The following is a 22,656-nucleotide window of genomic DNA, read 5'->3' as shown; positions in this document are numbered from 1 at the left end:
TCTGTTTGTCGCTTGCCATCTGTGGCTGCTAGATGTCTGCAATCCCCAGATGACGTATTGGGCTTAGCTGAAGCTTCTTTATATGTCTTGACGCAATGCTGAGGCCAGGTTGATATGTTTGGGGCAGGCAATACATAGCATCAGCGGGCCTACGCTGAGCATGGCGACTTTATTAGTTGTGCCGACAATCACGATTTGTTCAATATCCCCAAGATTTAACATTTCGGCACTTTGCTGTGCAGCATGTAAGCTTTCTTGGACAGCTGCACCGAAAGCATCAATATTAAGCGCTTGTTTTGAATGGGCAAGAATCAATCCATCATGGTATGCGGTACAAGCTGCAATGCCTTTGACTTTGCTGACATTGTCTACCAAGGCTTGCACTGCCTCAATAAATTGGCCGCGACTTTCCCGCATGTCAGCACTGCTTTTGACAATGTTTGCGGCTGGTTTTTTTTGTGAAACTACATATTTATCAGCAAGCTTATTGAGGGCTAAGAGTTGTGATTCAAACCAATGCATATTAGATGAGCGCGAGTTGAGTTAATTAGCTAGGTAACTGCTAAATAATTTTTTTAGCACTGGAATGGTTTCTTTTAACTCAAACCGCACTCTTCCCAATAACGCATCGCGCTGTGTCACCAAAGCAAGAATGAAGCCTGCATCTATGGGTGTGGATAAAATATAGCCTTCAGTGTTTTCACAAATTACCATATTGGTGCCATGATGGCCGACATGTGCGGCTGATCTAGCCGCCGCACCAAATACCACCTGAACTGAAGCACCAATAGCATCGGTGTTGACTTCAGAATCTCGGTGGATATGGGTCACAAAACCATCATTATCGATAATTGCAGCAGCGCTGACACCTTGTATGCTCATCAGGTTGCGTAGGATAGAATCGATTTCGCTGGATTGTGATTTACGGGTATTCAGTAGGTGTATGTTACTCATAGCGGCACTCCTAATATCATTATCATGATGGTGTCTATTACATTAAATCGACTCGGATTAAACAGGTTTTGTCGCCGAGAGCGTTACATTTAGTTTCTGTGGCTTTGACATTTCGATTAAAAAATGTTTTAACAATCCCGCCCACCATACCGGCCTCGAAATGACATATGGGGGCTGAGACGTTGTGAATACCTGCACAAGATACGCATTCGTCTACACGTAGCTCAAGCACACCAGCGTTTAAATCAACTCGATCAGGCACAACCAAACCTATACTGAGTTGACGACATAACATTTTTATTTTTCCAACATAGGTTTCCAGATCCTTGTCGATGTTGGCCGCTGCAATTTTCCCCATCGCCAAGCCTAAACTTTGGCCCGAATGATAAACCAGTGAAGGCGCACCTTGTCCCAGTATATCTTCGACATTGGAACCCAATGCCACCATGCGTAAGGCCTGGAACAGTCGTATTGGAATCAATGGCCCTAAATCCTTGCGATTTTCAATCTCAAATTCTCCTGAAACGATACCCTCTAAAATTTGCTGCTGGGCAATCTGATAGTCGGATTTAGTATTTTGTAACATGTGTTTAGTCCTATAAGAATTTGATTATCGATCCTGGCAGGTTAGTTCGACCCTGCGATTCAATTTTTGTCCTGTTACGCTATCGTTAGATGTGATGGGCCTATCCATCCCCCGAGACACTGTAATAATCTTTTGAACTGCAATGCCGTTAGCTATTAACAGTTTTTTTACTGCCTTAGCTCTTGTTAGGCCTAATATTTGATTGCTGGCTGCATTGCCTATATTGCAAGTGTGCCCGGCCAGCTCGATCCGGTTGGGGCAACTTTTGGCCGCATTAACCAAGTCAGTCAGTTGGGTTTTCGATAAGACACTCAGTTTACTGGAGTCGAAACTGAAATGCAGGGTAAATAAGCTTTCTGTCGACGTCATGGGTGGCGCATCGGTTTTTGAGTCATCGATTTGAGTGGGTTTTGTTTCGGCCACTATTTCAGGAACATTAGGCTGATTTGAATCCAGAGTGCTTGGGGTTTGCTGTTGGCTAATTGAATTACTGCTTGTTGTAAGCGGTAATGGCTGCACCTCTGTTGGCGGCACTTGATGGTTGATTGCGGATGAGGCATTGTTGGGCAGCTGTGGCAACGCTGATGTGGTCTGCTGAGGATTTGCTCTAAAAAATAAAAATGCCCCGATAAGCGGAATGATGGCCAGCGCAAAAATCCAAGCTGAACGATACCATCTAGCTTTAGAACTGGATGATTGAAGAATGCCGTCTAATCCATCGTAATCAAGCGAGCTTTGTTTGCTCATATCTTCCTTTATCATCTAGATTAAAGTGAGTCAAATTATAAACTGAATTTAAATAGTGATAAACATAACATTTTTAGAAAGATTAACTCATTGACTTTGCAAGACTTACAACGCTGGTTTTTTGATTAAAAAACCAGCGAACACACCTAAAATTAGAACGTAATACGCACAATCAAGCTTTTTAGTTTCCCTTAAAACTAAAACAGCTGGAATTTCTTATTCATTAAGCTTTGCAGCTCTTTTTCTGAACGGCGGTGCTATATGCTACTGAGGGTTGATTCTGAAGCGACAATCACAATCTTTCTTCACCATACAGGCTGTTTGCTGAATAGGCTGTTCCAGCAAAGTAGAGATGAAGGCCTGATCAAACTGACACAGCTGTGGGTGTTCCTGGGCTAAATCGTGATAGACACAATTAACAGCCTTGATGGTGGTTTGACCGTCTTGCTGCAGCAGTTCAGCGTGATACCCCAGGCTTTGCATCAAATCAATCAATGCAAGCGTTTTCTGTTGTGGGGTTTTATGGCTAAATTGAGGCAACAAAGAACGCCCCAATTTGACCCCCATATTCCACATCATTTTTTCCAACGCTTCCGCACCCAACTCCGCAGAGAGTTCACTTAGCAGTAAATTACAAAACCAGGCATATTGTTTTGGGAAACGGTTGATACCTTGCTCAGTTAAAGTATAGCTACGCGCCGGCCGGCCACCGGTAATATTCAAGGCAGCTTCCTGCACCAATTGCTGTTTTTCCAAACCGACTAGATGTTGCTTAACGGCAGTTCTGGATATTTCCATTTCAGTGGCCATTTCATCAATACTCGCCCCCTCTGCCGAATTTAATAGCAATGTCAAAATCTGTTCTTGTCGTGAGCCGGTTTTCGTAATCATAGGGCCTAAGCTGATGAGTGGATTGAGAATCAGAAATCTATCTAACGTCTAAGCATAGCATATTGAGAGCTATAAATACATATTAAGAAACTTATATAACATTTTTATTGCATAACATAGACTTTTAATTTAACCTGACCTCGAACCAAAACGCTTGATCCATTATTAACTTAACCAGGAAACACATCATGAGCGAAACCAGCACATCTCTTTACGAACAACTTGGCGGTGAAGCGGCGGTTGATGCTGCCGTGGATATTTTTTACCGCAAGGTATTAAGTGATTACCGTATCAATCGTTTTTTCGATAAATCAGACATGGAAAAACAGGCTGCCAAACAAAAAGCCTTTTTAACCATGGCATTCGGGGGCCCCAATAACTACACCGGTACAGACATGCGTCAGGCACATGATCATATGGTAAAAAAAATGGGCCTGGATGATTCCCACTTTGACGCTGTAATGGAACATTTGACGACTACCTTACAAGAATTGAATGTGCCGGAAAATCTTATCACCCAAGTCGCGGCCATTGCCGAAAGCACACGTACCGATATTTTGGGTCGTTAATTTACGCATTGAAAGGGAGTAGAGGGATGTCGTTAAAAATGATTACTTTGGATGACCAAAAAGTCGTTTGTCAAAACGGTGAATCGGTTTTGGATGCCTTATTGCGTGAACATATCGACATCCCTCACGCCTGCAAGGAAGGCGCCTGTCAAAGCTGCATGGCGCGCAGCTTGAACGGCGCACCGCCTGCCTTGGCTCAAAAAGGCTTGAAAGATGTTTTACAGCACCAGAATTATTTCTTGGCCTGCCAGTGTTACCCACAGCAAGATATGACAATCAGCATCACACCACCTGCTGATTTTTTTACAGAAGCGACTGTCATCGCCAAAGAACTACTCAATCCGGAAACCCTGTTATTGACTGTAAAAACCAAGCAACAATTGGATTACTTCGCCGGACAGTTTGTAAATTTAAAACGTTATGATGGCTTGGTTCGTAGTTACTCAATAGCCAACAGCCGTATTCATGCGGATAAAATGACTTTTCATATTCGCCGGCTTGCAGGCGGACATTTTAGCCAGTGGGCTCATCATGAACTGAATATCGGCGACACATTATCCATATCCGACCCACAAGGGCTTTGCTATTATTTGCCCAATAATCCGACACAAAATATGCTGCTGATCGGCACTGGCAGCGGACTGGCGCCATTGGCGGGCATCATCAGCGAAGCACTCCACCACGGACACAGCGGCGAGATTCATTTGTACCATGGCAGTCGCGAAATCGACGGTCTGTACTGGATAGAGGAAATGCAACAACTAGCACAAGAATATCCCAACTTCCACTATACAGCCTGTGTCTCCAGAGGCGATGCGCCACAAGGTGTCGCCCAAGGGCGTGCCAATGATGTTGCAATGACGATGCTACCCAGTCTGAAAAACTGGCGCGTCTATCTGTGTGGACATCCTGACATGGTTGCCGACAGCAAACGTCAAGCTTACTTACAAGGCGCAAGTTTTCAGGATATTTACTCTGATGCTTTTCATGTTGCCTCAGCCACCCTGGATTAGCATCATTCCACCTGTGTTATCCAAAGCCTAGCGACAAATGCTTGCAGTTTTTTGATTTTACCTCACCCCATCAAGCCGGTTCGACTAAGCTAAAAAACTTAATCGCTCAGAAACCACAGGACATAAAACTGATAATTCAAACAGCTCAACTGCGGTTTTAGGTCCAAATTTAATCCACGGCAACATTGCCACGCACTATTGCCCTGATCTCATAAAACAACAACTCCAATCACACTATTACGGCAAAGGCACTGCCAGAACACCCTGCTTTGCTATATGATGATTCCTATAAATTAACGAATCATGGGGACGCATTATGGATAAATTACGGGCATTGGGGCTAGGCTCAGTCAATCAAGATCAAGAGAGCATTACCCGGCAACTACATCTTTATATCAACCTGAAACTGGCATCCTGCGGCCAGCCAATTTGCAATGATGTTGAATCCGCAGCTTTCATGGATACCGCGCAGGATTTATTAAATAGCTACCTGGAAAAAAATCGTCAATTATCCGGTTCATCGCTGTATCCCGCCGACCGCCGCATCCAGAACTTCCTGGATGCTTATCTGGCTGATCTTGGCTTAGAAAAAATCCCCAGTTTACCAACCATGACTTTTGAACTGGATCGACATGGTGTAGCCCGCGAGCTCTCTTTGCCATTAGGTGCTAACGAATTCAAATCTGAAATTATCTCCAGTTTTCGCGTCAAGCAAGGCGTACTGCATAATCCTGCCAGCGACCGCCGCACTACCGAAGGCTCTTTCCATATCGCTGCGGGCGGCTTGCCGGTCCCGGGTGACAAAAAGCAGGTACCCAAAATCACCTTCGCCAAAATGCTGGAACAAGCATTGATGCCACCGGCAGATATGATGATTGTACCGTTTACCGCCAATCAGCCGCAGCCTGCCCATATGTTTGCCTCGCTGTTATTGCGGCCTATCGTATGCCCGGAAATTCCCGGCATGGAGGCGGAAAAATCTATGGAAATCCGCTTTTTTGCTCCAGGCAATCTGGTCAGCAACCTGGATTTTGTCGAAAGTATATTCGGAAATGGTGGCAATCCAGCCTTACCAGAATACGATGCGGCACTGGATATTGACCACTGGAGCGGCCACAGTGGCTGCGTGATTCTGGCTCCACATTTGGCTAAACTCACAAAGAAATCAGTCGGCCTACCGCACTGGAACGATGCTACAGAGCGCGAACGCAACGATGGCATGTGCTGGGAACAAGAAGACGAACTTTACAATAATGGTCAGGCCTTTAAACTCTGCGCCCGCGACAGCTCTGGGGTCATCGTCACCTTGTTGGCCGATAATTATTACGGCTATTGTAAAAAGGAAGTCAAAACCCAAATCAGCTTCGCCGCCAATCTGTTTGGCTCAGCTGAAGAAGAGCATGCTGGTGGCGCCCTGGCATTTAGACGCTTCAATCACGGCGACGAATACGGCATCGGCAGCCTGACGCGCGAACCTGGCTACGATTTTGATGAAATGACTTATCACTATGGCGCACTAATGACGCTGCAACCGGAAGGTTATGCCATAGACAATCAGTTTCCAGAAATCATTTACGTACCGCAAGATTTGCGGATGAACTTGAATACCCAGAAAATTACCTGGCTAAAGAATGGCAAAAGTCATCAGATACGTCTGCAGCCTGGCAAAATTTACATCCAGCCCAACGGTTACAAAATCGAAATGTGCAAACACCCGGGGGCACCTTCCTGGCGCCTGGTTGGCACCGTGGCCGAAGGCACATTTTGCCATAAACCTTCTACTGTATCCGGCGGTGGCAAATCGGAGATTTCTAAATCTATCGAAGATGCGGTGATTTACGGACCGTTATTTGTTGACGATATACAAAATGACCTGGACCGGGTACAGGCCATTTTTGACAAAGACTACACCGACCGTTTTTTGCCGGGCTATGAACATGATGATCACAATTCCAGCCGCGCCATACTCAGCGAAGCACGCAGTTTGGGCTCGGTTATTAAATTATTAACACCTTCATCTCACCACACTCCGGAATTCAATAGCTGGCTAAAATCCATACCCCCCAGTATTTTGGCGTTAGTGTTTTTTATCAAACGCTTCTATCGCAGCGAGTGGGGCAATAAATGGCGCGACCAATTATCGGTCGACATTATCGACGGCGCACCCGGCCACGAGTTAAAACTGTGGCAGCGCAAAATCGTCGCGACTTATCTACGCGTCGGCTTTGATTTGGATGGTGGCTGGCGCACATTCAAAGTACGCCAGGATTATCTGGCCTGTGAAAAAGTGCAGATGGAAGATGACATCAGCGCCTCAGTGGTAGTGCCTGTTTCAGCAATTAGCCCCTGGCTGGCGAATGATCATTACGAACACAGCGTCAAACTGGTTAGCAATTGCGAATACCGTCTGTTTCAGCGCCCTGACGACGCCATCATTCCCGGTTACGACAAACAAACTGAAACCAATATGGCTATGGCTGGCAACTTTATGGCCAATTTTGAACCCCTGGATCACAGCAAATTATCGGAAATCGTTGAAGATGTAATGACTTTTTCCAAATTCACCGCGCCTATGCATCAATTATTAGACGAAGCATATCAGCAAGGTGAAGCCTTTGCGGTATCTTCGGCGCATCCGCGCTTGGTCAACGGCAAACCCTCTAAGAACCCGCGCTATCTGGAAACTCGGGTTGATTTAATCAAACCCCTGCGCAAATATGTTGCTGAACTTGGTGCCCGCTTACATCGCAAAATACCACTGCACGAGCCGCTTTGTCATCCGGTAGATGCTGTGCTTACCGGTCGCCGCAATAACCCACCTGACGGAGCTATTCGGGCACTGGCCGTTTATAACCCGATTCATTATCAGGAGTTGCCGGAACTGTTCATGGACTTTATCTGTTCATTGACTGGCAAGTCACCGTCCACCACCGGCGCTGGCAGTGAGGGTGCGCTCACCAAAGGCCCATTCAATGCCCTGCGGCCGACTGCCGATCTGAATAACGCATTGGTTTCATTCATACTGACAGGCTATCCGGGGTTCTCAAGTTCAGCGGGCTATATTGGCCCGGACATTCGCGTTGATCACGACATAAGCTTATTGATTCCGGAAATTTGGTCGCGTCTGCAGCCTAAAGAACGTCAACCCGAGTATTTAATTAAACAGGGGTATCTGGAGCCACTGACTGATTTAGAACATAACGGCACCATCGTGCTGGCCAGTCGACTGGGTTACCGTATCACCAGCCATTTTGTGCATGGTTTGATGGGGAAAATTTTCGACAATCCCTCAGCGGTTTTCACTGACGAAATTCTGCAACCAGAAAGGCAAGATATTGATGTATTTGCCGATGGCGTCAACAATATCGTCGAAACTCAACAGCGTGTTGCTCAGCAATATATCGACGACGGCAGCATTGAAGATGCCTGCCCACCACTTTATGCCCTGCTTTATATTATGGCTGCAGGCCATTATCAGGGCATGGATGCACATCATCCCGAGATTCGCGCCATGTTTACACGCGAATACCTTTTGGATTCTGCCTGGTATCAAGAGCGATTGAGGATCAAACAACAGCGGGATACTGCCTTGTGGGGACGGCATGTGAATTATCTAAATAGTCTGATTCAAGATAACGATCACCGTTTTCGCACTGCCGACACAACGCTGCAAAAGCGATTACTACAAGCCATGCAAAAACTGGAAACCTTAAAAAGCCCGGAATATTTGCAATCATTGGTGGGTACCTTGGGTGCTGATCCGTTGGGGCCTTACCAGTCGGTTACCCCATAAACTACGGCAATCCCATAACCAAAAAAAAGCGCCTTAAAGGCGCTTTTTTTTGGTAGCGGCTTTTACAGCGACCAGGTTCTGAAAGTGCCGGTATCCAGATGGATAAATTTGGATCCTGGATAATACCCCACGCCACCACGATGCATTGCTATTGCTGCATTATGGATGCGTCGCAGATCGAAACGTTCAATGCGGATATCGACGGCTCTACCATACATATGAAAACTGTTATTAGCGACTCCGGAACGTTCGGCATGCAGCTTTGCATTGGTCAACGGCGAACGATAACCACAGATCACGTCAAACGGTTGATGTAAGCCTAATATTTGCTTCAAATCGTGTAATTGATCCAGTAGATCAGGGTCAATAGGATGCACATCGTCGGTCCGATAGTCGCGTAACAAAAAGCTGATTTCATCCAAAGCATCGTTCAAATAGCGACCTTTTTCAAAATAAGTCAGACTCAGCTTGTCGCCGGTGTGTGGATTTTGAATTTCCAAAGCACGATGAGAAGCAAGTCGACCACGATCCGCTAAAAACATTGGCTCGCGTATAGGCTGAATGATAGTATCCGCTCTACTATCAATGTCATGAGTAGATGCCACATTTACTGCTTCTACTGCTTTATTTTTTCCAGCATAAACATCGTGCTTACGCGAACTAATCGACGCCTGACGAACATTCGAGTGTCCGTGCTTAGCGCTGGCTAATTTGTGATGTTTGGCAGCAAGGGTTTTATTTACTTTGCTATTTTTAGCTAACTTTGCAGACTTAACTTTAGTTGTATGATGCCCAGCATGAGCCGTTTTTTTGGCTATCTGCTTGGGTAAGCGCACTGAGGTCTTAGCCTTCTGTGCTGATTTATCTGCTTTTGTGCTTTTTGCAGCATTTACTACCCCAGGCATTGCTATAGATAAAACAGCACCCACGGCCAGACGTCCGAAAAAGCTGCGTCTAGACAGCTTTACCTCGTCATTTTCACTGCTGTTATTCTCTATATTATGTCGTAACATCCATAATCTCCCAATCAAACGTCATCAGTATAGGTATTGATTTCAAAACCTAAAATCCAAAAGGACATAGGGTATTATAGCACTTCATCCTAGGTTTGCAGGATGAGGTAAGGTCGAATCTACAACCCAACCGGCATCATAGCGCACAGATGATTAAAAATTTAATACCCGGATAATCCATCGAAAATCAGCCAAACTTATTAATTTTTCAGCGAATTATATAACTGAACGTTGTAAGACATGATTACTGTTCACAGCAAAAAGCCTCCAGATTAGCAAACTTTTTTAGCTGTCCCGAAAAAGTCCGTCATGTCAGCCGGGAAGCGGCCATCCAATATCATGGAGGGCAAGTTTGGCGCTATCCATGATGCCTGGATTTAGACATTCCCTACCAAAATGACGATTTATAGGATTTGATGGATGATTAGCTGAGGAAACTGGCTAATCAGAAAATACTTTGGGCTAACGCATACATTTAAACAACTGACGTTGCCGTCAAACAGCAAACAAAACATAACAGCTGATTGCGAGCACCCCTATACCAGTCATTTTAATTTTGTTTAACAGGGTTTGCCGCCCCCAATAATAAAGAACACTGGCTTTTTTACGCGATACATAGGCCACTAGATTTTGACCTAAACGCATACAAGCTGAAACGATGACACGCAAGAACACAATTAATGAGACTAATTGAATAGCTAACAAGACATAAAAACCAATCATCTGCCTGCCATGCGGACTAACATTAAATAAATATTTGATAACATGTCCCAAGCCAACATCCATGTAATCAAATATTATATAAACTGTTTCTACAATTACATCTAATAGCTTATCACTTAAATCCAATACTAAATTAAAAATCTCCTCAGGTATTGCCAGTATTGTCATAAAAATACTGATCATCAATCCGGCCAAAAACAGCTGCTGTTTCTTTCTTCTGCTAACATGATCAACCAATAACTTAGTGTCTTCAGATGTTAAATTAATAAATTGAACGCCCGTTAAAAACGGATACTGGTTTTTCTCATAAGGATTACTCGGTTTAGAATAAACGACTTTACAGCAGGCCATAATCAAGGTCATATTGGATAACAACAATATCCTGATCATTAGATAATCGCCAATTTCCAGTTTATCTTTACAGGTAAACGCAATACCTGTAGAACTGATATTCACATTCAGCGTATCATTTTCCTGGCTTATGGAGCTAGGAAGAGAGACATCACCTCCTGAGCTTTCCGCAACTGAATTGAGTTGCCCCAACTCCTTAGCTTGATGACTACCTAGTAAAAGATTCTCGAACCCAGGCTGCGTTTCGCTAACTTGATTAGAGTCAATTTTTTGATAGAAAAGATTAGCCTGCTCATAGATCCGAAAAGCTGCTCTACGATTTAATTTTTTATTATTATTATTTTTAAACATATTTAACGAAAGCCTCTAAAGCTAACCAAAAAATACTTGGGAAAATGCAACGCTTTCAAAATGCGAAACGCACTTACCTAATGAGCAACAGAATAACCAGGCTAAGTGATTAATAGTTTTTTAAACACACCCTTTATTTAATTCAATAATTTATTGAAATTAAAAATCAACAGCCACCAGCAAAATTACCCCGAAAACTGATTAAGTAAAACAGAGAAAATTATGCCGACTGCCATTTACCGACAATCATTTTAATTAATAAAACACTCTAAATGATCGTTGAATCTGATCGAACTCATATAAATAGGGTTTAGCCACCTCATGGTTAGCGGCTACGACTATCAGATCGTGAGAAAATACCGAAGTGTTGTACCAGTTAAAACTGCCTTCGATAACAATGTAATCGTCGATAACACAATACTTGGAATGGATAGGTGAATACGGCACCGGATGATCATCCTGACCGTAAACCAAGCCAACACGCACGCCTCCCCACTTTAAACGCTGTACTGCCGGCAGCAAAGGCCGGTTCAATTCATCGTGCATTGACCTTTCAACACCAATACGACCCTGACGGGCTAAATGCCCATTAAATAAAATCTGCACATCAACGCCACGCTCTTTGGCCTGAATCAAAGCGTTTACCACGCTATCGTGATGATCGCCCAGCAAATCGCCAATTAAAAACAGGCAAATTTTAATCGAATGCCGTGCCCGGTGAATTTCGGCCAGAATGGCATGATGCGGCTTATACACCTGACCATTGGCCATGGTGTGACGACCAAAGGTATATAGCAAATTGAAAGGGCTCAGCGGATCGATACCGTATTTTTGAATAACGCCACCGCGCTGACTCTGAAAAATATTATCCAGCAATCGACACACGCCTTTGGAATGGAACGACATACCAGACTCCCAATTGGCCCACCAACGATCAAAAGTGATATTGAACGAGCCCAGAATGCAATCCTCATCGTTAAAAATGATGAATTTGGTATGCATGTCGGGCTCAACTTCGATCAGATGATGCTTGGGCGTACAAAACACGCCTATCAATTCGATGCCAGTGCGTTTCAGGTTGGCGTAAGTCTGATTATTGGTCAGCGTCATTTTGCGCCAATCCACGATACATTGCACCCACACACCTTGATGGCTGGCATGAATCAGATGATTGACAAAATCATGATCATCAATACAGTCGACACTGACTTTAATGGTACACAGTCGGTTGGGATTTTCGTGCTTACTTCTGATGACCTTGTCGATATGGTCATGAATAAAACGCTTGGGATGATAAGGATGATACTGCTGGCCTTTGGTAAATTTGGGTATCAGATTTAAGGCATGAAAATGATGATTGTACCAATCGACATCGGATTGTAATTCACCCGCATTCAGTTCATAGGTACGAAAATAATTGGGGGTAGCATGATCTTCGCTGATACTGCGCTGCTGATGATATCCATCCTGCAACTGATACCAGTCCATAAAGATATATTCGCTGCGCGAGGCAATCGAATGCTCACCCAGATGCACAATAAAGGAAAACTTGATGCAGTTGATCTTGCCGAAATGCACAGAGTTGGGAAGAACAAAAAAATCGCGCGTGGCGCGTTTATGCCTGTCCCAATGAATATCGAAGGCATCGGTATCCACGATATACTTTTCGCAGACATGATCGCGATAAACCCACAAAATCACTTTTAAATTAGCCGACATGCCATGAAACATATCAAACTCTATTCTGCCCCAGCGTAGGCCAAAGGTATCTTTAAAATCGTTGGCGCGCTGAAAAAAGCCACCCAGCTTGCCAAACACTGGTTTAGCGTAGTGTTCTGCTATTTGCATATCGATATCCTAAATAAATCCAGCCGAGATTATGCACCAATTAGCGGATAGATTCAGCGTCGATGCAGCTTGCACCTCGAATAATCTGCATTTTCCGAGAAAAAACTGTTCAACCAGAAGACAGCCTGCCAGATTGACAGCAATCCCAACATTTCTGGCCTTGCGCGAAACCTATGCTGCACGCCAGACATAGGTAGCCACAGTGCCTGCAGACAAATGGGCAACAGCGTTTTTATTCCGGTAACTGATACAAAACGATTCAGCTTGCACGCCATCATTCAGCACAATCAGCACGACATGGCCGCTAGGCGTCAGAAAAGCCACATTAGCCAAAGCGGTTTGTGTATCGGAATAAATCCTCACCGAACCTGGACGCACATGTTTTGCGGCATGCGCGATCACGTAGTAGGCTACGTTACGAGTCACCTCGTCACCAATGGTCAAAGCGCCGACACAACGGGCTTCACCCCCTTTCGTATGTGGACCACAGAAAGGATCGGAGGCCAGATTCCATTCCAGCACCACCTGACTCCAATTACGAATAGAGCCTATCAAAACATTTCTCAGATGCCACCATAAATCATCCGCAAACTGACCATCAGAGCCCACCCATTGCTCGGTAAAATATAGCTTCATCTCAGGGTACGCCTGATGCACCTCGGACAGCACAGAAATATCGCCCCCGTAGAGATGCCAAGCCGAACCAGCCAGATATTGGCGCGCCTCGGCATCGGCAAAAACCGTTAATGGGTAAGCTTTTACATCGCAATTGTGGTCCCAACAAAACAGCTCCACATCGTCTAAACCGGCTTGCGCTAAGGTTGGCCCCAGGTGATGTTTGATGAATTCAACTTGTTCACTCGCATCCATCAGCATACTAGGGTCATTTTTTTGGTTCAGCGGCTCGTTCTGTGGCGTGATGGCATGAATAGTAATGCCTCTACCGCGCATGGCCTCCAGATATTTGACTAGATAAGCTGCGTAAACCCCATAACAATCCGGCCTCAATTTGCCACCGACAAAGCTTTGGTTGGTCTTCATCCATCGCGGCGCCGACCAAGCCGTGGCCATGATCTTTACAGCAGGGTTGATGGCCAGAATTTCCTCTAACAGCGGAATGACCTCCCTATCCCCTGCTTCAATATCGAAATATGCAAGCTCGAAGTCAGCTTGTCCATCCGGCCTATCGTCATAGGAATAGCTACGCTCACTCAGATCGGATGCAGCAATACTCAGCCGCAGGAAACTGACGCCGATACCGTCAGCAGCAGGCGCGAACAATTCCTGTAGTAGTGCATTTTTGACTGCGTCAGGCAAACGACTGATAAGCATGGCACTGCCGCCGGTCAAAGAAAAACCAAAGCCTTCCATAACTTGAAATGTCTGCTCAGCATCTACCATGATCGCCGGTAAATCATAGCTAATATTGCTGAAACGAAGATCCTGCGCTTGGCGTTGAAACAATGCACTTTGATCCGCGCAAGTTAACCAAACCGCCAAGGAATAAGCATCCTCAACAAGCGACTCAGCGGGCAGCAAAACATTCGATTTTTCCGACATAAAAGCACTCTTTACGAAATATTATTTAGCATGACTGCCAGAATCCATCTGCAGCAACACATCGACACGCCGAAAACAGCCGAGGCGAATCGCTTCCGCGGCTTGATCTTCCAGCTTGTTGGCTTCCACTGTCTGTTTACTGTCGTCCCGCCCATACAACTGATAGCGCCAGGGTTGCACGGCATTGTCGCCAAAAGTGTCCTGGCGTGTGGGGTTGAGGTAAACCAGTAACGTCGTGCCCAAAAAAGCACACGCAGCTGTGTTGGCTGGCAATAATTCTTTAACATCGAAAAAATCGACGTATTGCGCGTCCGTTGAGAAAAATGTCTTAGACAGCGCGGGCTGTGGTTTAAACACTAAGCGGCCAGCTTCTAATACGAAGGGCGCCGGTCCCAGGAATAAATGAATCCATAGGTGCAAAAATTCTACGGTAGCGCCGGAAAGTCGCGCAACACAACCCCGCCCGTGTTGTCGAGGGTCAACCGCAAATCCACTACTGACCAAAAAACTGCAGTTTTCGATGGGGTTACGCCCATACTCGTTGGGATCATGAAACGCCACCAGCAGTTTATCCATGTCGCGGTAAAACGCCTCGATTAGCCCGGCCCGCACCATTTCCAACACAAACTTATAATGCATATGCAAAAAAATTGAGCCATTCTCTAACCAGCCATAATTGAATACACCGATCCGCCCCAGTGCCAGGGCATTTTCGCCCAGCGGGACATTCAGGCGATACATGCCCAATTTCTGATCGAAGAGTTCGGAATTACGCACTGCAGCAAATAACGCCTGAACTTCCTGAGGTTTTGCAACGCGCAGGGCGTGCACAAAGCCTTCCAGAAATAACGCTAGCGGCTGTTGACGAAAGCTGACGACCTCAGCCCGGCCATCCTCAATTTCGTGATATTGCTCTGCCTGATAGGCAAAATAAGTCACGATCCCTTCTGGTGTGTAGGCCTTGGCAATGGCCGTATCCAGATAACTGGATACTTTTTCTAAAAAGCTCTGCACAGCGGTAAATGATAAGTCGCGCTCAGCCCCGGCAAAGCCCATGAATACTTTTTCCCGATAAGCCTGTTTCTGAAGCCCGCTTTGCTGCCAAAACAACTCTGGCGTCAGCTTAGGTTGCTGTAAAAGAGTATCCAAAACCGACACAAAATCCGCCAATTCCACCGGCAAGCACAATACACCCTCAATCTCGGCCAGGACGGTCCGGCTAAAATCCACCAAGCGTTTCAGCTCAATGGTTTCGTTCACGGAAGATCCCAAAATACCCGGCAAACCATTCAAAGCATCACACCAGCCCGGGCGATCCGCCTCCATTTCTATCCCTACCCCGAAGGGATCGAGTGTGGCCAGTTTATTAACCACCAGCGTAATGATTTTGCCCAGTAGCGTGGTATTGACAATCTCGCCTTGGCCAAATCCTGCTCTTACCTGGTAACGACGCCGAGACCGGGACTCGATCAAGGCTTGCTTTTCCGGCGATGCCTGCACTGCGCCGAACTGCCTGACGCCATCAGGCGTCAGCAGATATTTTCCGGATCGGGGCAGCACAAAATGGCTGGAATCAAAAAAACTGTAAGTATTTTCCTGAAACAAGCCTGCCAGCCGGTCTGGGTAAATTGCTGCATAGCTAATAAGTAAATCCACCAAATAAGTCCAGTGATCCGACCAATAGCCGCGGTCGAATTCGGCATCTTCCACTTCTTCGGCTTGCGCCAGAATGTCTGCAATAATGGATTCAGGATTTTCGTTTACAGATGCGAGCGCCAGCCATAATTCTGCGTATTTGAATTCACGCGTCAGCAAGGCTTCCAGGTCGGCAAAGCGGGGAAAATAATGCGCAAAGTCTGCAGGTGTGTCCACCACAAAACGTGAGTTTCTTAACAAGCAGGGGTTGTAGCCGTCCGGCTGAATCAGGTTGAAAAAATAGCGGATGTTTTTGCTATCCAGAGCAGGATCAAAGAACAAATCCAGCCGACGGTTTTGCAATACATCGCGAAAATCACCGTTACCTTCAGAGTAGGGAGAATCCTGTAATAGGAAATCGTTATAATCTCTTTCCAGATCGCCATGCTTGCGACCAAACAAATACAACAGCGGCCCGCCCGGCACACGGGTAGGAAATCCACCGCGCAAACCGTTGTCTAGATAACACTGCCTAACATGCGCGTCGAAAAGCGGTTGCGCCGTCGCGCTAAAAACCCGCTGCGTGATGCCTTCAATCAAGCCACGATTGTCCGCTCGTTTGGCCTCGAAATAAGCTTCCCAATCGGTATCCGAATCAGCCAGAAATTGTTCAAGTACCGCCCATGACTCTGCATGGCCGTATAAACCATAAAACACTTGGCTTTCGCCCGGTTGTAATGTCAGTGTCATAGCCTGAAAAGCCGAGGGAGTTTGATTAGCTGTCACCTGATGATCGAAATCCAACGCATCGGCGGAAAAAAATCTTTCCGGCCGTGAAAAATCACCTGCCAAACCAAAAACCCTTTCCGGGTCCACTAACACGCGGGTGCGCTGGCCGCGCAAAAATCCGGCAAAGAAATTGCCTGGAATTACCGGCTCTACTTGCGGGCTATCAGTTGGCCACACCTTCAAGCGGTAAAAGGCCAGATTTTGCTCAACAGCCTCGACCCGCATGAAGGCTTCCGAGGTTCGACTCATGAATTTCACCCCCCATTGATTTTGGCCATAGGGCAGCACTTGCGGCAAACCATCCACAATTTCTATCGTTTGGCTCTGGCCTGAGGTATTCACCAGTTCGACTCGACGTAGCAACCCAGCCACGGCAGCCTCGGGCAGCGTCAACATATCGGCCCGAATGCTCAGCCCCAAGCCTGGATTGATTTCTTCCACGCCAACCTCATGAGGCGAAACATACAGGCGTTGAGATACTGCTGAATCGGCTCCGCGCTGAAACGGTTCATGGCTGAGCAGGCTATCGCCGCTGGTGATTTTGAGAAAAGTGCGAAAACCACGCGCAGGCGTCAGCTGATAGGCTTTATCGGCAGGATAAAACTCCAAAAACGCCCCGTCTTTGTTACGCACGCCGAAACTGGCAATGGCCTGGCCGCGGTTGACATAAAAAACCCAGGCCGGGCGACCCTTGGTACCGGCAATACCGGGCAAAAAACTGGCGAAGGCCGCGCGGTCGTTATACTGCTCGATAATAAAGCGATTATCGCCATCGCTAAGATAATAGGGTTTAGTCATATCGTTACACCGTCATTTTGAATAGCCAGTAAGGCATCGTAAGGCCCCGAAACAGAATTACCCATGCTGATAAGAAGGTACGAAATATTATGTGTAATCCAGCAATTCGACGCCTATTTGGATTGGCTGCATCAGCAGTCTTCAAAAAGCAACGTCTTGATTCCACGAGCAGGTATTGAGGTCTTGGCCTCCAATCCCTGGACTTTTAGTAAAAAGTCGATTGCTTGCTCGCTGCGATTCAGCACTACCACGGCTACTGTGCCATCGGTATTCAAAAATGCGGTCGACTCCAGGCTATCGTGTGTTTTGGCGCAAGCCACTCGGCAGGCGCCGGGGCGAATAAATCGGCAGAAATGGCCTATGTAGTAATAAGAACTTTGATAGAGTATTTTTGCATTATGGGTGTCGGCAATGATGGGAGCGCTACATAAATTGTTCACATGATTGGGTCCGCCGGTTTCATCCAGCACCATATTCCAATCCACCCATGCCTCTGTCCAGCGATTCAGATCGTTAATGATGGAACGCGCATAACGCTCTCCGGTATCCCACGAACCCAGATGCGGCCCGCCTTCCTGGCATCCTTCGGTAAATATCAGGTGCTTGTCGGGATAGGCCTCATGCGTCATTTGCACATTATCGAAATGATCGCCGCAATACCAATGAAAACCGACACCCCATACATACTGGGCGGCATTTGGATCGTCCAGGACCAGCTTGGCTCGCTCAAACATTCGGTCTCGATTGTGATCCCAAATAATCACATTAATGCTGCCAAGTCCGGCCGACTGGAGCGTTGGGCCGAGATAGTCCCTGACAAAATCCCGCTCTTCTTCGCCGGTATACAGACAGGAATCCCAGGACTGAGCGGCCTCAGGTTCATTCTGCACCGTCAAACCCCAAATCGGTATCCCCTCCTCCGCATACGCTTCAATGTAGCGCACATAGTATTCGGCCCAGGTTTGCCGATATTCCGGTTTCAGCTTGCCACCACGATTCATCATGCCATTGGTTTTCATCCAGGCTGGCGGACTCCAGGGGGAAGCGAAAAGTTTTAATTGACCACCTGACAGCTTAATAGCCTGATGAATCATTGGAATCAGCGCTATTCTGTCACGATCAATGCTGAAATGTTTCAGATCAACATCACCCGCCCGCTCAGCATAGGCATAATTTCCCAGCGCAAAATCGCAGCTATTGATGTGGGTCCGGCACAAACTATAAGCGTGGCCATTGGTCGGCGAAAAATAGGCCTCCATTATTTCTTGCTGCAAGTGGCGAGGCAGATTGTCCAGCGTCACCGCCGCAGCTTCTGTAAAAGCGCCACCAAACCCTAGAAACTCCTGAAATCTAACCGTAGTATCAATGAATACTGCGGGGTCGGAAGCATTCGAGGCGGTCACAAACACTAGCGGCTTCTGCTCCGATAGCCGTTCGCTTGTGTCACGCGCCGTACAAAATTGCTTTAGCAGTCGTCGTTCCGTCATGCTGTTAACTCCGATTGAACTATTGAGTAATGAAGGCTAGTTCGAACATGTGTCCTTTCTATTATGAATTACAGTTTGATAAGATCAAATCAAGCCATATAGCTTACACTATTCACTTAAATGCAAGGCTTACTCCAACTTGTTTTCTACTGGCTGCGCTATGTTTTTTGGCTTCATAAGGAAACGATATGACAACTAAATACGGATTATTATTGAATCATGCCGACGATATTGACCTGGTTGACTTACATAAGCGGGTTTCGGTGAATGCTTACTACAGGGCGGAAAAAAGAAACTTTACCCCCGGTCATGACGAGGATGACTGGCAAGCAGCGGAACTGGAAATAGCCCGTCAGTTTCGCCGTGTCAGGCAGGGCACAAAAATGAATGGCAACTGATTAGCCCGGCATGTCTTGGACGATTATTGTTACAAACCCTGCAAAAAGACCCACGAATAACAACAGGATTTACTGAGATATAGATTTTATACATAATAATCTGCCTATAAGTTTCTGACATATCACCTCACCCAGCTCGTAGGCTCTTATGTTATAAAGCCTTTAACTATTCAGCAGATTTCACCGTATTTGCTCTTGGTTTATGGCAAGAGATGGCCCATATCTTGAATGCATTATTGTTCAACAACATTTAGAACTAGGGCTTGTAATGAACAATCGACAGCAAAACGCAGACCAAATAGACGCATTTAGCCGTTATCTTGCCGAACGCAAACCTATGCTGAAACAGCAGTACGAACAGCGACTGGCGCATGATCTGTCTCGACAGCAATGGCAGGGTTGTTTTCAACGCAATGTGTTAGCGGTATTGACGGCATTTTATGATGAGGCTTTTTATCAGTTACATGCCACACCGTTTGAGACTCGTCAATATCCGGTGAATAACGGCATGTCTGAGCTAACTCGGCAGTTGCTGACAGCATTTCAGGGCTTTATTGACGAATTTCTGCTGTTTGTGGTGGATAAACATCGCACGTCTTGCGCCTTATCCAACTTTCCCGACGAACATAAGCCAGATAAGGACTATATAAATGATGTTAAACGCGAGATTGCCGAGCTTTGGCGGACTTTTGCCCTCAAACTGAATACCCATTTTCTGGACCGCATATGATGAAGTTTTATTTCACGCCGGGCGCTTGTTCGATCGGCATTCATATTTTGCTGGAAGAATTGGAGCTAATTTTCGAAGCCTATGTTATCGATCTGTTAGCAGGCGACCAGCATAAACCCGAGTTTTTAGCTATCAACCCTAAAGCCAGCATTCCAACCCTGGTCCGAGATGACAACACAGCATTAACCGAATTTCAGGCGATAGCCTATTGGTTGGCACGCAGTCATCCCAAAGCTGACTTACTGCCCGGTGATGCTGACGGCGATACGCGGGCCATCGAACTGATGGATTTTGTGGTGGGCACCTTACATGGACAGGGTTTTATGCGTATCTTCGTACCGGAAAAGTTTGTCCCTAATACGATGGATTATGACTTCACCCAACAACAAGGGCGAGAAATAGTGCAAAATGGTTTGACTATTGTTAACCAGCAACTGCCGACAACCGGCTATGCCTTCGACAATTTTAGCATAGCCGATGCCGCGTTGTTTTACGTCGAGTTTTGGGCGGACAAAGCCGGTATCGAATTGCCAGTCAAATGCCGACAACACTATCAGTTGATGCTCATTCGACCGGCAGTCAGACGAGTATTGATGGAAGAAGGTTACAGAGTGAATGCGAACGTTTAGCGAGACATTATCATGAGTTTGACAGAAACAATACGACGTCTCAGCATCGACTATCAACCGATCGATCGGGATCATGCTGAATTCATCAATTTGCTGAATCAATTAGACGGTGCCAGCAATGCCGATTTTCCAGCTTTGTTCCAAGCCTTGTATCTACATACAGTAGAACATTTCGAGCAGGAAAATCAGTTAATGCAGCAATCGGCATTTCCTGCCTTCAGCGAACACAACGGTGAGCATCAGCGAGTTTTGAGCGAGTTTAAGCAATTCCAGTCCAGTGTCGATAAGGGGATGATCGCTTTTGGTCGCGGCTTTATCAAACAGCGCCTGCCGGCTTGGTTTGTGCTACATGTATCGACCATGGATAGCGCGCTGGCGGCACATATTAAAAGTGCTGGTTTAGCTCCTGAATAATGGCGACTAAGCCTGACATTGAACAGATTGCGGGCTTTTACCAACCGGCCGAAAGCGATCAAATTCTTCGATACTTTCAACAAGAACATGACTGGCCGGAGAATCGATACAGATACAGTGGCAGGCAGTTTGTGTTACCTCGCTTACAAACCTGGCATGCCGACGCCAATATTCGTTATAGCTACAGCAATAATCTGCTTGAAACCAGAGCGTGGACACCGTTGCTATTGGCTATTCGGACCAAAGTCGAGCTATTTCTGGCCAATTCTTTCAATGCGGTGCTGGTAAATTATTATCGCGATGGCGAAGATCATGTCGGCTGGCATGCCGACGACGAACCGGAACTGGGCAAGCAACCGCTCATCGTTTCGCTGAGTTTTGGCGCCGAGCGCCGCTTTGAATTCAAGCATAAACTGAGTTCGAAGACGGGCTCCGTTGTATTGAGTCAAGGTTCATTATTGATTATGCGGCCTTCATTTCAACACCTTTGGTTGCATCGGGTTCCTAAGACACATGATGTCTGTGCTGGCAGGATTAACTTAACCTTTAGGCAGGTGGTTATCTGAATAAAATCTGGATTTCAGTAAGCAAGCTGTATTGATTTTATTTGTCATTTAGCAGTAACGACTCAAATGAAAGTAATAGATTACCCCAAAGGAATAGTCACTGGCGAGAATACCAGGCGATACCAGAACAGCTGAGTGTTTTGCTCGAAAAGCAGACCATTGAGCTAGGGCATAAGTTGATTGTGCCTTGCTGTTGATACTGAAAGATACAGGAACCCAGCTAAGATGCGGCCGGCAGATATAAGGGGCAAAGCTAGCTTCAGCTAAGAGCTAACCAATGAACGTCATCCTTTGATAGCACAAAAAAAGCCACCATCCTGAGCATGGATGGTGGCCGTCGAGTGTGTACGTCCATTTACGGGGAGGAAACTACGCATAAAAATTAAGCCCGGACGGAACCTTTGAAATCCAAATTACTGGTCAGCGAGGCTGAGCCAAACAACAGTGTGGATAAAATAAATTCACCGGACATGAATCCGAAAATACCGAGCGTGAATAACAAACCGGTAACAACGTCTTTGTACAAATTGATGGGTTTTGACATGATAACCTCCTAGCGGAGTCGATTAAAAATGAAGTTGGCTTTACTATAAAGGATTTAATTTGCTTTACAATAGCCACTATTAAGCATTAATTGTTTCTTTATAGTTAACATATCCATCGACAGAAGCCAGGGAACATTATTAACTTCAAGAACCGGAGCGCTAGGCGCATTAGCATTTTAATAATACTTACAAACGTTACTCTCAAATGCACGCATAACTGACATTGATGCAGAAAAAACTGTAACGCGTACAATAAGCTCGTCCTG

General features: G+C 46.0%; 20 protein-coding genes. 8 read left to right on the top strand and 12 right to left on the bottom strand.

Annotation, left to right across the window (positions count from 1 at the left end; translation table 11 throughout):
- Positions 1 to 78: 78 nt before the first annotated feature.
- From A1359_RS01600 to A1359_RS01580, 5 genes are all read right to left on the bottom strand, one after another.
- Positions 79 to 417: a roadblock/LC7 domain-containing protein gene (locus A1359_RS01600; protein WP_232322072.1), complete on the bottom strand. Its 339-nt coding sequence runs from the start codon at positions 415 to 417 to the stop codon at positions 79 to 81.
- A 126-nt stretch (positions 418 to 543) separates the two neighbouring features.
- On the bottom strand, positions 544 to 954 hold the full coding sequence (locus A1359_RS01595; RefSeq protein ID WP_066977026.1) for a roadblock/LC7 domain-containing protein: 411 nt from the start codon (positions 952 to 954) through the stop codon (positions 544 to 546).
- Positions 955 to 991: 37 nt separating this feature from the next.
- Complete coding sequence (locus A1359_RS01590) at positions 992 to 1,540, bottom strand: V4R domain-containing protein (RefSeq protein WP_083960438.1); 549 nt, start codon at positions 1,538 to 1,540, stop codon at positions 992 to 994.
- A gap of 24 nt (positions 1,541 to 1,564) precedes the next feature.
- Positions 1,565 to 2,287 carry an OmpA family protein gene (locus tag A1359_RS01585; RefSeq protein WP_066977023.1) on the bottom strand — a complete coding sequence of 241 codons (723 nt, stop codon included), beginning with the start codon at positions 2,285 to 2,287 and terminating at the stop codon, positions 1,565 to 1,567.
- A gap of 264 nt (positions 2,288 to 2,551) precedes the next feature.
- Entirely contained in the window at positions 2,552 to 3,178 is a 627-nt protein-coding gene (locus A1359_RS01580; RefSeq protein ID WP_066977020.1) for a helix-turn-helix transcriptional regulator, read from the bottom strand.
- Positions 3,179 to 3,366: 188 nt separating this feature from the next.
- Between A1359_RS01580 and A1359_RS01575 the strand changes: the two genes are divergently transcribed.
- From A1359_RS01575 to A1359_RS01565, 3 genes are all read left to right on the top strand, one after another.
- Entirely contained in the window at positions 3,367 to 3,747 is a 381-nt protein-coding gene (locus A1359_RS01575; RefSeq protein ID WP_066977017.1) for a group I truncated hemoglobin, read from the top strand.
- A gap of 26 nt (positions 3,748 to 3,773) precedes the next feature.
- Entirely contained in the window at positions 3,774 to 4,760 is a 987-nt protein-coding gene (locus A1359_RS01570) for a 2Fe-2S iron-sulfur cluster-binding protein (protein WP_066977015.1), read from the top strand.
- 316 nt (positions 4,761 to 5,076) lie between these two features.
- Positions 5,077 to 8,553 carry a hypothetical protein gene (locus A1359_RS01565; protein ID WP_066977012.1) on the top strand — a complete coding sequence of 1,159 codons (3,477 nt, stop codon included), beginning with the start codon at positions 5,077 to 5,079 and terminating at the stop codon, positions 8,551 to 8,553.
- A 62-nt stretch (positions 8,554 to 8,615) separates the two neighbouring features.
- On the opposite strand, the gene A1359_RS01560 is transcribed toward A1359_RS01565, so the two are convergent.
- From A1359_RS01560 to A1359_RS01535, 6 genes are all read right to left on the bottom strand, one after another.
- On the bottom strand, positions 8,616 to 9,566 hold the full coding sequence (locus A1359_RS01560) for a YcbK family protein (RefSeq protein WP_066977009.1): 951 nt from the start codon (positions 9,564 to 9,566) through the stop codon (positions 8,616 to 8,618).
- Between the two features lie 495 nt (positions 9,567 to 10,061).
- Positions 10,062 to 10,991 (bottom strand): PilZ domain-containing protein, encoded by a 930-nt coding sequence (locus A1359_RS01555; protein WP_066977007.1) that lies wholly within the window; start codon positions 10,989 to 10,991, stop codon positions 10,062 to 10,064.
- Between the two features lie 255 nt (positions 10,992 to 11,246).
- Positions 11,247 to 12,839: a phospholipase D-like domain-containing protein gene (locus A1359_RS01550; RefSeq protein ID WP_066977004.1), complete on the bottom strand. Its 1,593-nt coding sequence runs from the start codon at positions 12,837 to 12,839 to the stop codon at positions 11,247 to 11,249.
- A gap of 171 nt (positions 12,840 to 13,010) precedes the next feature.
- Positions 13,011 to 14,399 (bottom strand): glycoside hydrolase family 30 protein, encoded by a 1,389-nt coding sequence (locus A1359_RS01545; RefSeq protein WP_066977001.1) that lies wholly within the window; start codon positions 14,397 to 14,399, stop codon positions 13,011 to 13,013.
- Positions 14,400 to 14,420: 21 nt separating this feature from the next.
- The gene (locus A1359_RS01540; RefSeq protein WP_066976998.1) at positions 14,421 to 17,621 is read right to left on the bottom strand and encodes a hypothetical protein; all 3,201 of its coding nucleotides are present in this window, start codon (positions 17,619 to 17,621) and stop codon (positions 14,421 to 14,423) included.
- Between the two features lie 131 nt (positions 17,622 to 17,752).
- Entirely contained in the window at positions 17,753 to 19,108 is a 1,356-nt protein-coding gene (locus tag A1359_RS01535) for a glycoside hydrolase family 30 protein (protein ID WP_066976995.1), read from the bottom strand.
- A 188-nt stretch (positions 19,109 to 19,296) separates the two neighbouring features.
- Here A1359_RS01535 and A1359_RS01530 point away from each other — a divergent pair, with 188 nt between their 5' ends.
- From A1359_RS01530 to A1359_RS01510, 5 genes are all read left to right on the top strand, one after another.
- Positions 19,297 to 19,506: a DUF2934 domain-containing protein gene (locus A1359_RS01530; protein WP_066976993.1), complete on the top strand. Its 210-nt coding sequence runs from the start codon at positions 19,297 to 19,299 to the stop codon at positions 19,504 to 19,506.
- Positions 19,507 to 19,774: 268 nt separating this feature from the next.
- A complete protein-coding gene (locus A1359_RS01525) occupies positions 19,775 to 20,236 on the top strand; it encodes an amine oxidase (RefSeq protein WP_066977060.1) in 462 nt (153 codons plus the stop codon).
- Positions 20,233 to 20,865, top strand: coding sequence for a glutathione S-transferase family protein (locus A1359_RS01520; RefSeq protein WP_066976990.1), 633 nt, complete (start codon positions 20,233 to 20,235; stop codon positions 20,863 to 20,865). Before A1359_RS01525 ends, A1359_RS01520 begins: the two co-directional genes overlap by 4 nt.
- Positions 20,866 to 20,877: 12 nt before the next feature.
- On the top strand, positions 20,878 to 21,279 hold the full coding sequence (locus A1359_RS01515) for a bacteriohemerythrin (protein WP_066976987.1): 402 nt from the start codon (positions 20,878 to 20,880) through the stop codon (positions 21,277 to 21,279).
- Positions 21,279 to 21,845, top strand: a complete 567-nt coding sequence (locus A1359_RS01510; RefSeq protein WP_066976984.1) for an alpha-ketoglutarate-dependent dioxygenase AlkB family protein — start codon at positions 21,279 to 21,281, stop codon at positions 21,843 to 21,845. The genes A1359_RS01515 and A1359_RS01510 overlap by 1 nt, the downstream gene beginning before the upstream one ends.
- Before the next feature lie 382 nt (positions 21,846 to 22,227).
- Here the strand turns inward: A1359_RS01510 and A1359_RS22625 are convergent, their stop codons facing one another.
- Positions 22,228 to 22,389 (bottom strand): hypothetical protein, encoded by a 162-nt coding sequence (locus A1359_RS22625; protein WP_198159228.1) that lies wholly within the window; start codon positions 22,387 to 22,389, stop codon positions 22,228 to 22,230.
- Positions 22,390 to 22,656: the final 267 nt, after the last annotated feature.

Source organism: Methylomonas lenta (assembly GCF_001644015.1).
In the GTDB taxonomy this organism is placed as follows: domain Bacteria; phylum Pseudomonadota; class Gammaproteobacteria; order Methylococcales; family Methylomonadaceae; genus Methylomonas; species Methylomonas lenta.
Note: the sequence above shows the minus strand (reverse complement) of the source record. Positions and strands in the feature narration are given on the sequence as shown.